Source organism: Mesorhizobium sp. M7A.F.Ca.CA.001.08.2.1 (genome assembly GCF_003998455.1).
Lineage (GTDB): Bacteria > Pseudomonadota > Alphaproteobacteria > Rhizobiales > Rhizobiaceae > Mesorhizobium > Mesorhizobium ciceri.
In genome coordinates this window covers 1-8,482 of sequence record NZ_RZPW01000221.1, presented here as the reverse complement: position 1 = coordinate 8,482, position 8,482 = coordinate 1, and the positions used below count along the sequence as shown (strand labels likewise).

8 protein-coding genes are annotated in these 8,482 nt (G+C 63.0%); 5 read left to right on the top strand and 3 right to left on the bottom strand.

Annotated features, from left to right (window positions below):
• Positions 1-1,099: oligopeptide/dipeptide ABC transporter ATP-binding protein (locus EN914_RS15190; protein WP_164778744.1), on the top strand; the 1,099-nt coding region annotated here is incomplete at its 5' end.
• A gap of 34 nt (positions 1,100-1,133) precedes the next feature.
• On the opposite strand, the gene EN914_RS15185 is transcribed toward EN914_RS15190, so the two are convergent.
• A complete protein-coding gene (locus tag EN914_RS15185) occupies positions 1,134-1,724 on the bottom strand; it encodes a transglycosylase SLT domain-containing protein (protein WP_024501516.1) in 591 nt (196 codons plus the stop codon).
• A 217-nt stretch (positions 1,725-1,941) separates the two neighbouring features.
• On the opposite strand from EN914_RS15185, the gene EN914_RS15180 reads away from it, so the two are divergent.
• Both EN914_RS15180 and EN914_RS15175 read left to right on the top strand, forming a co-directional pair.
• A complete protein-coding gene (locus EN914_RS15180) occupies positions 1,942-3,480 on the top strand; it encodes a trimethylamine methyltransferase family protein (RefSeq protein ID WP_024501515.1) in 1,539 nt (512 codons plus the stop codon).
• 58 nt (positions 3,481-3,538) lie between these two features.
• Positions 3,539-5,965, top strand: a complete 2,427-nt coding sequence (locus EN914_RS15175) for an FAD-dependent oxidoreductase (protein WP_024501514.1) — start codon at positions 3,539-3,541, stop codon at positions 5,963-5,965.
• A 113-nt stretch (positions 5,966-6,078) separates the two neighbouring features.
• Here EN914_RS15175 and EN914_RS15170 read toward each other — a convergent pair whose 3' ends face one another.
• Positions 6,079-6,471, bottom strand: coding sequence for a DoxX family protein (locus EN914_RS15170; RefSeq protein WP_127389141.1), 393 nt, complete (start codon positions 6,469-6,471; stop codon positions 6,079-6,081).
• 197 nt (positions 6,472-6,668) lie between these two features.
• On the opposite strand from EN914_RS15170, the gene EN914_RS15165 reads away from it, so the two are divergent.
• Positions 6,669-7,157 carry a hypothetical protein gene (locus EN914_RS15165; RefSeq protein WP_084652544.1) on the top strand — a complete coding sequence of 163 codons (489 nt, stop codon included), beginning with the start codon at positions 6,669-6,671 and terminating at the stop codon, positions 7,155-7,157.
• A gap of 80 nt (positions 7,158-7,237) precedes the next feature.
• Here EN914_RS15165 and EN914_RS15160 read toward each other — a convergent pair whose 3' ends face one another.
• On the bottom strand, positions 7,238-8,014 hold the full coding sequence (locus tag EN914_RS15160) for a VOC family protein (RefSeq protein ID WP_013530891.1): 777 nt from the start codon (positions 8,012-8,014) through the stop codon (positions 7,238-7,240).
• Between the two features lie 167 nt (positions 8,015-8,181).
• Between EN914_RS15160 and EN914_RS15155 the strand changes: the two genes are divergently transcribed.
• Positions 8,182-8,482, top strand: a 301-nt coding sequence (locus EN914_RS15155) for a gamma-glutamylcyclotransferase (RefSeq protein ID WP_206527204.1), incomplete at its 3' end; no start/stop codon positions are given.

Below are 8,482 nucleotides of genomic sequence, written 5' to 3'. Positions count from 1 at the left end.
ATATTACAGGGTCGGCGGCAGCGAGGTGTTCGGCTCAAGCGAGGGCCGCGTCGTCAAGGCCAACGAGACGATCTCGTTCATGGCGCGCGAATCCGAGACGGTCGCCATCGTCGGCGAATCCGGCTGCGGAAAGTCGACGCTGGCCAAGGTGCTGCTCGGGCTGGAGACGGCAAGTGCCGGCACGGTGACGCTGGGCAACACGGAAATCCAGTCGACGGGGATCGACAAACGGAGCGTCGACACGGTGTCGTCGATCCAGATGGTGTTCCAGAATCCGTTCGACACGCTCAATCCCAGCCATTCGGTCGGTTCGCAGATCATCCGCACGCTGGAGAAGTTCAATGTCGGCAAGACGGTTGCCGATCGCCGCAAGCGCATGCTGGAGCTGCTCGACCTGGTGAAGCTGCCGCGGGCATTCGAAACCCGCAAGCCGCGTCAGCTTTCGGGCGGCCAGAAGCAGCGCATCGGCGTGGCGCGAGCCTTTGCCGGTGACGCCAAGGTGGTGGTGGCCGACGAGCCGGTCTCGGCATTGGACGTGTCGGTGCAGGCGGCGGTGACCGAACTGCTGATGGACATCCAGCGCAAGAACAAGACGACGATGCTGTTTATCAGCCACGATCTGTCCGTCGTTCGCTACATCGCCGACCGCGTCGTCGTCATGTATCTCGGCTACATCGTCGAGCAAGGCACGACCGACCAGATCTTCGCACCACCCTATCATCCCTATACCGAGGCGCTGCTGTCGGCGATTCCGATCGCCGACACGAGTGTCGTGAAGAAGCACATCGTGCTGGAAGGCGACATCCCGTCGGCGATGAACCCGCCATCCGGCTGTCCGTTCCAGACCCGTTGCGGCTACAAGAAGCTGGTGCCGGACAATCTCTGCGAGACCAAGGTGCCGCCGGTCAAGCATCTCGGCGACGGTCATATGAGCCTGTGCTGGCTCTCCGACGACGTGCTGGCCAAGATGGAGCCCGTGATCAAGTTCGACAAGGAACACGCCGCGCACGAAGGTATGCCGGACGACGCGCCGCATGGCGATGGCCCCGGTTTTGCCGGCACGCCACCAAAGCGTCCGCGCGGTAAAAGGCCGAGCTGACCGTCCGAAGATCGAGATCAACGATGCGGCAAGATCAGTTCCCGCACTCGCTCAACTGCTGGGCATAGTCCCGCGCCATCTTGTCGGTGGCCCGGGCATAGCCCTGCACACCGGCATCGCCCCTGTTGCCGCGGCCATAGGCGGTCCAGCCGAGATAGTAGGCAAGGTAGAGATTGTAGGTGTCGTTGCGGGCGACGCCGTAGGTGTCAGATGTCTTGGAATGATACCAGCCGACGAAATCGACCGCATCGGCGAATTTCGTCCGCCGCGCCGCCCAGTTACCGGTCTCGCGCTGATATTGCGACCAGGTGCCGTCCAGCGCCTGCGAGAAGCCGGTGGCCGTGGAGACGTGCTTCCACGGAATGAAGCCGAGCAGCTTGGTACGCGGCGGCCTTGCATTGCTCTTGAAGCCCGATTCCTTGCGCACCGTCGCCATCAGTACGGGAACGGGGATGCCGTATTTCTGCTGCGTGCGCTCGGCGGCAGACTGCCAGTTGTCGAACCAGCCGTCATTCTGGTCGAAGACGGCGCAAACATTGTTGATGTGGCTGGGCGGCGTGGCGCAGGCCGAAAGCGCCAGCAGCACGCAAACCGCACCAATTTTACTAAAACTCGAACTACGCATCGGCAGAGCAATAGGCCGAAATCATAAAGGGAATCTTGCAGCGTCCATTAACGCTTCGCCCGAGCGGTCGCTCGAGGAAATCCCGTATCAACAATCCGACATACTTCGTCGTATTCTATAAATGGATACTGCGGAAATGCCGCCGTGGCTAAAATCACGCCCGCAAACGGCGTATTTATGACAGCTTGCCTGGTTTGCCGGGGCTTTGATGCCAGGCATGAACGAACCAAGACGCAAACGCGGCGCCGAGCGCACCAGCAATCGGGGGCCATCGGCCATTCCGCAACTGCCGCTCAGGCGGGTGACCAATCCCTATCCGCCAATGGCCATGCTGTCGCCCGATCAGATCGAGCAGATCCATCAGGCGTCGATGCACATATTGGAGAATTTCGGCATCGAGGTGATGAGTCCGCGGGCGCTGTCGCTGTTCGAGAAGGCCGGCGCCAGGGTCGATCATGCCTCAGCGAATGTCCGCATCGATCGCGGCTTGATCGAAGACGTGCTGAAGACCACGCAGCCCAGCTATGTGTTGACGCCGCGCAACCCGGCCAACGCGGTTCATCTGGGCGGCAACACCATCAATTTCACCCTCGTTGCCGGGCCGCCCAATGTCCATGACATGGAGCGCGGCCGCCGCGCCGGCAATTTGCGCGACTATTCGGATCTCACACGGCTGGCGCAGCATTTCAACTGCATCCACATGCTGGGCAACCAGGTCTGCGCGCCGGTGGAGCTGCCGGCAAACTCCCGCCATCTCGACACTTATTTCACCAATCTGACGCTGACCGACAAGAGTTTCCATGTCTCGGCGATCGGCCGGGGCAGGGCATTGGACGGCATCGAGATGATGGCGATTTCGCGTGGGCTGACGCTCGACCAGATGCGCGACGATCCCGGTATCACCACCATCATCTCGGTCAACTCCCCGCGCCGCTTCGACGAGATGATGGCCGAAGGCCTGATGACCATGGCCGAGTTCGGCCAGTCGGTGGCGGTGACGCCGTTCACGCTGATGGGGGCGATGAGCCCGGTGACGCTGGCCGGGGCGCTGGCGCAGCAGAATGCCGAGGCGCTGTTCGGCGTCGTGCTGACGCAGCTTGTCCGTCCGGGCGCGCCGGTCATGTATGGCGCCTTCACCTCCAATGTCGACATGAAGTCGGGCGCGCCGGCCTTCGGCACGCCCGAGAACACCAAGGCCAACATTGCGTCAGGGCAACTGGCGCGGCGCTACGGGCTGCCCTACCGCACGACGCCGGGCTCGGCTTCCAATGCCGCCGACGCGCAGGGCGCCTATGAGACGCTGATGGCACTGTGGGGGGCGGTGCTCGGCCACGGCAACCTCGTCTACCACGCCGCCGGCTGGCAGGAGGGCGGGCTGACGGCGTCGTTCGAAAAACTCATCATCGATGTCGAGATGATCCAGCATATGATGGAGTTCTTGCGCCCGATCGAAGTCAATGAGGCGGAACTCGCCGTCGAGGCTTTGGGTGCGGTGCCAACCGGTGGGCATTTCTTCGGCGAGCCGCACACGCTGGAGCGCTACGCCACTGCCTTCTACCAGCCGATGCTGTCCAACTGGCAGAATTACGAAGCCTGGCAGGAAGCCGGCGGCCTCGACGCCACGGCACGCGCGACGCGGCTGTGGAAGAAAGCGCTGGAGGACTATGTCGAGCCGGTGATGGATATCGCCGTGCGCGAGGCGCTAGAGGCTTACATGGCCAGGCGCAAGGAAGCGATCGGGCAGGGCGAGCCGTGATCGTTCCCAGCTTGAATCCATTCACCCATTCAACTCACTGATATCAGAGAAAAAATCCATGAAATCGCATGCAAAGGTCGTGGTCATTGGCGGTGGCGTCGTCGGATGCTCCGTGTTGTTCCATCTCGCCCGCCACGGCTGGACCGACGTTGTCCTGCTCGAGCGCGACGAGCTGACCTCAGGCTCGACCTGGCACGCGGCCGGGGGCATGCACACCATCAATGGCGACCCCAACGTCGCCAAGCTGCAGAAATACACGATCAATCTCTACAAGGAGATCGAGGAGCTTTCCGGCCAGGCGACCGGCGTGCATCTGACCGGTGGCGTGCTTCTGGCAGCGACCGAGGCGCGGCTCGACTGGCTGCGCGGCGTCGTCGCCAAGGGCCGCTATCTCGGCATCGAGCTCGAGGAGATCTCGCCCAACGAAGCGGCCGAACTGATGCCGCTGCTCGATCCCAAACAGTTCGTCGGCGCGGTCAGGAACAAAGAGGACGGCCATCTCGATCCCTCCGGCGTCACCCACGCCTATGCCAAGGCCGCGCGGAAACTCGGCGCCGAGGTCGAGCGTTTCACCAAGGTCGAGGACATCGTGCGGCGCCCTGACGGGCTGTGGCGGGTCATCACCAACAAGGGCGAGGTGGTGGCCGAGCATGTCGTCAACGCCGGCGGCCTGTGGGCGCGCGAGGTCGGCCGCATGGTCGGCCTCGAACTGCCGGTGCTGGCCATGGAGCACATGTACCTGATCACCGAGGACATGCCGGAGGTCGCCGCCTGGAACGCCAAGACCGGCACCGAGATCATCCACGCGGTCGACTTCGATGGCGAGCTTTACCTGCGCCAGGAGCGCGGCGGCATGCTGATGGGCACTTACGAAAAGGCCAACAAGCCATGGTCCGAATACCAGACGCCATGGAATTTCGGCCATGAATTGCTGGCGCCCGACATCGACCGCATCGCGCCGTCGCTTGAGGTCGGCTTCCGCCATTTCCCGGCCTTCCAGAACACGGGCATTAAGCAGATCATCAACGGGCCTTTCACCTTCGCGCCCGACGGCAACCCATTGGTCGGGCCGGTGCGCGGGCTGCCGGGCTTCTGGGTCGCCTGCGGTGTCATGGCCGGGTTTTCGCAAGGCGGCGGCGTCGGCCTCGCTTTGTCGAACTGGATGATCGAGGGCGATCCCGGCGCCGACATCTGGGCGATGGATGTCGCGCGCTACGGCGACTGGGCGACGATGGCCTATACCAACGCCAAGGTGCGCGAGAATTATTCCAGGCGCTTTTCGATCCGCTTCCCCAATGAGGAGCTGCCCGCCGGGCGGCCGCTGAAGACGACGCCGGTCTACGACCTGCTGTCGGCCAAGGGTGCGCAATGGGGCGTTGCCTATGGGCTGGAAGTGCCGCTGTGGTACGCGCCGGAAGGCGTCAAGGACGAATTCTCCTGGCGCCGCTCGAGCGATTTCACGCAGGTCGCCAAGGAGGTCGCCACAGTTCGCGACGGTGTCGGCCTGTCGGAGATTTCGAGCTTCGCCAAATACAAGGTGACGGGTGAGGGAGCGGCCGCCTGGCTCGACCGGATGCTTGCCTGCAAACTGCCCAAGCCCGGCCGCATGACGCTGGCGCCGATGCTGAAGGAAGACGGCAGACTGATCGGCGATTTCACCCTCGCCAATCTCGGAAGTGAGGGCTGGTTCCTCGCCGGCTCCGGCATCGCCGAGCAATACCATATGCGCTGGTTCGAGAAGCACCTGCCTGACGATGGATCGGTCCGCATCGAGGCGCTGGGCGCGAAGCTCACCGGTCTGTCGATCGCCGGCCCGAAGGCGCGGGATGTGCTGGCAAAGGCGACGCGCTCGGATGTCTCCAACGCGGCCTTTTCCTTCATGGCCATTGGCCGGATGGATATCGGCATGGCGCCGTGCCTGGTCGGCCGTGTGAGCTATACCGGCGATCTCGGCTACGAGATCTGGGTGGCGCCGGAATACCAGCGCGCCGCCTATCAAGCGCTGATGGCGGCGGGCGGGGAATTCGGCATCGGCCTGTTCGGCTCGCGCGCCCTCAATGCGCTGCGGCTGGACAAGAATTACGGCTCATGGGGGCGCGAGTACCGGCCGATCTACGGGCCGCTGGAAGCGGGGCTCGACCGCTTCGTTGCTTACGGCAAGGACGCCGATTTCATAGGCAAGGCCGCGGCGCTGGCCGAGCGCAGGCAGGGCGGCAAATTGCGCCTGCGCGCTTTTATCGTCGATGCCGACGATGCCGATGTCATTGGCGATGAGCCGATCTGGTTCGATGGTGCGGTGCGCGGCTGGGTGACGTCGGGTGGCTATACGCATCATTCGAAGAAATCCGTCGCCGTCGGCTATGTGCCGAAGGAGATCGCTGATGAGAGCGACGGCTTCGAGATCGAGCTGCTGGGCAAGCGCCATGCGGCGCGCATTCAGGCGGTGCCGCTGTTCGACGCCAATTTCGAACGGATGCGTGCTTGAAGCGCTTCGGCTTCGCCGATGCGCTTCAGATTCCTGTTTTGTGGATGTCGTTGTCCCAAGACCGCCGGGCACTTTTGGGCGACATGCACCAGGCCCGCATCCTCTTTCTGGCGTCAGGCGCTGCGGCGGCTGTCCAGCGCGAAAGCGCCGGCGCCGGCAAACACCAGATAGAGGAAGATGAAGCAGAACGAGATCGCCGAATCGCCGCCATTGTTGACCGGGAAGAAGTCGCGCGGCATGTGCGCCATGAAATAGGCGATCGCCATTTCGCCGGCCAGAAGGAATGCCACCGGTCGCGTGAACAGGCCCAGCGCGAGCAGGATGCCGCCGGCGAATTCGAGGATGGCGGCAGTCGTGGTCAGCCCGGAAAGGGCGTGGGGATCGACGCTGACGGGGGAGTTGAACAGTTTCTGGCTGCCATGCTCGATGAACTGCAGCGCGGTCATGATGCGCAACACGCCGAGCGCCTGCGGCTGGTATCTGGAGAGGCTTTCGAAAAGCTTCATAATGACTCCATTTTCAATCCGTCCGGCCATAGATTATCGCCCAGGAATGGACCATTCACTTCCCATGGCCTGGCGTCAACAATCGGTGATTGAAAATGTCCCCAGCTTGACCCTTCATATTTTTCCCGCAAAGGTTGCATTTCTATCGTTTTGGTTGTATTAGTGCGGCCACTCTAGAAATGTGGGTTCCCTTTGCCATGAAAAAAGTCGCCATCAGCCTCTTCGCAATTCTTGCAGGCACCAGCTTTGCCATGGCCGAGGACGCCGGCTGTGAGGCCTTCAAGTGGCCCGTGACGCGGGAGCAGACCCTGTTTGCCGCGGCACCGGCAACGCCGTCCGGAGCGGCACTGGCGGTTGGTGCGGCTGCGGACCTGGCGCTGGTGCCGGTAGAGAAAGCCGGTTTTGCGGTAGCGCCCGAACGTGCGCCGGCATCAGACAGTTTCGGGGCCGTCGCCAGCGTGGAGGTGCCGTCCGAGGGAGCCATCCAGATAAGTCTCTCGGGGGAGGCCTGGATCGATGTGATCCAGGATGGCCAGGCCATCAAGTCGGCGGGCTATAGTGGCGTGAAAACATGCCCTGGCATCCGCAAGAGCGTGCGCTTCAAGCTTGCGCCCGGCCCGGCCACCGTCCAGTTCAGCGGCGCGAAAAAAGCTGAGTTGAAGGTTGCGGTGCTGGCGCCGGAATGAGGCGGCGCCAGGCAGGGGAGAGGCCTTCATCGGTGGTCCGATGAAAGCCCGCACTTTGTGTCAGCGGTGTTCGATCGCCGTCAGCGGACTGGCGCCATCAAGGCGAAGTGCGCGCCTTGCGGGTCCTGGCACTGCACGATCCAACTGCCGCCGGGGACCTCCATCGGCCCCATCAGGATCTTGCCGCCATTGTCGGTGACCCGTTTGGCCGCCGCGTCGATGGCCGCAACGTTGAAGTAGAATTGCCAGACCGGGACCGGGATCTGCGCGGGCTTGTTCATGATGCCGCCGCCGGATTCGGGGCCGGCCGTAAAAGTCTGGTACGTGCCCATCGGGCCCATGTCGAAATCGCCGGCGTCGACCCAGCCGAACTGGTCGGAATAGAAATCGAACGCGGCTTTCCAGTCCGACGTGTAAAGCTCGTGCCAGCCGATGTGGCCCGGCGTGCTGGCCGGCACGACAGGCTGGTCGGGACCGTTCGGCTGCAGGAACATGAAGGTCGCGCCTTGCGGATCGGCGACGACAGCAAAGCGGCCGACGCCCGGAATGTCGTCGGGCTGGCGGTGAACGGTGCCGCCGGCTTTCTCCAGCGATGCAGTTGCGGCATCGACATCCCTGGTGTGGATATAGCCGAGCCAGGCAGGCGGCATGCCCATCTTGGCGGCATCCTCGGGCAAGGTCATCAGGCCGCCGACGCCACGTTCGCCGACATTCATGACGATGTAGCGCGGCATGCCGGGTGCCTTATCGAAGGGCTGCGCCGTCCAGCCGACCACTTGGGTGTAGAACGCCTCGGCGGCGTCGAGATCTGATGTCATCAATTCGTACCAGAAGAAGGGCATCGGGGTTTTTGGCATTTTCGGTCTCCTCACCTTTCATGGATCGATCGTCGTCCATCATAGGACGATCCTCACGACGGAAATCCGACACCGCCCGGACAACAATGGGTGTGTGTGCCAAGCGTTCCCTGATTGCGCATCCAGCGGTTTTCGATTTCTCATGCGGTCATGAGGGGTTGTCGTCCATGCGCTTGATGTCGCTCACGCCCGAGCTTGTCGCACTGTGCCATCGGGAAGAGGCCGATCCCGGTCCGGACCCGAGCTGGACAGACATGAACGACGAGGACTTTCGAACCCTCGCCTTGCGACTGTCCAATGAAGCCGATGAGGGACCGTTATGGGTGTTCGCCTATGGGTCGCTGATCTGGAAGCCGGAATTCGAGTCGGTCGAGCAACAGCTCGCCACCGCGTTCGGCTGGCACCGCTCCTTCTGCCTCGACATGGTGCGCTGGCGCGGCAGCGCCGAGCAGCCTGGGTTGATGATGG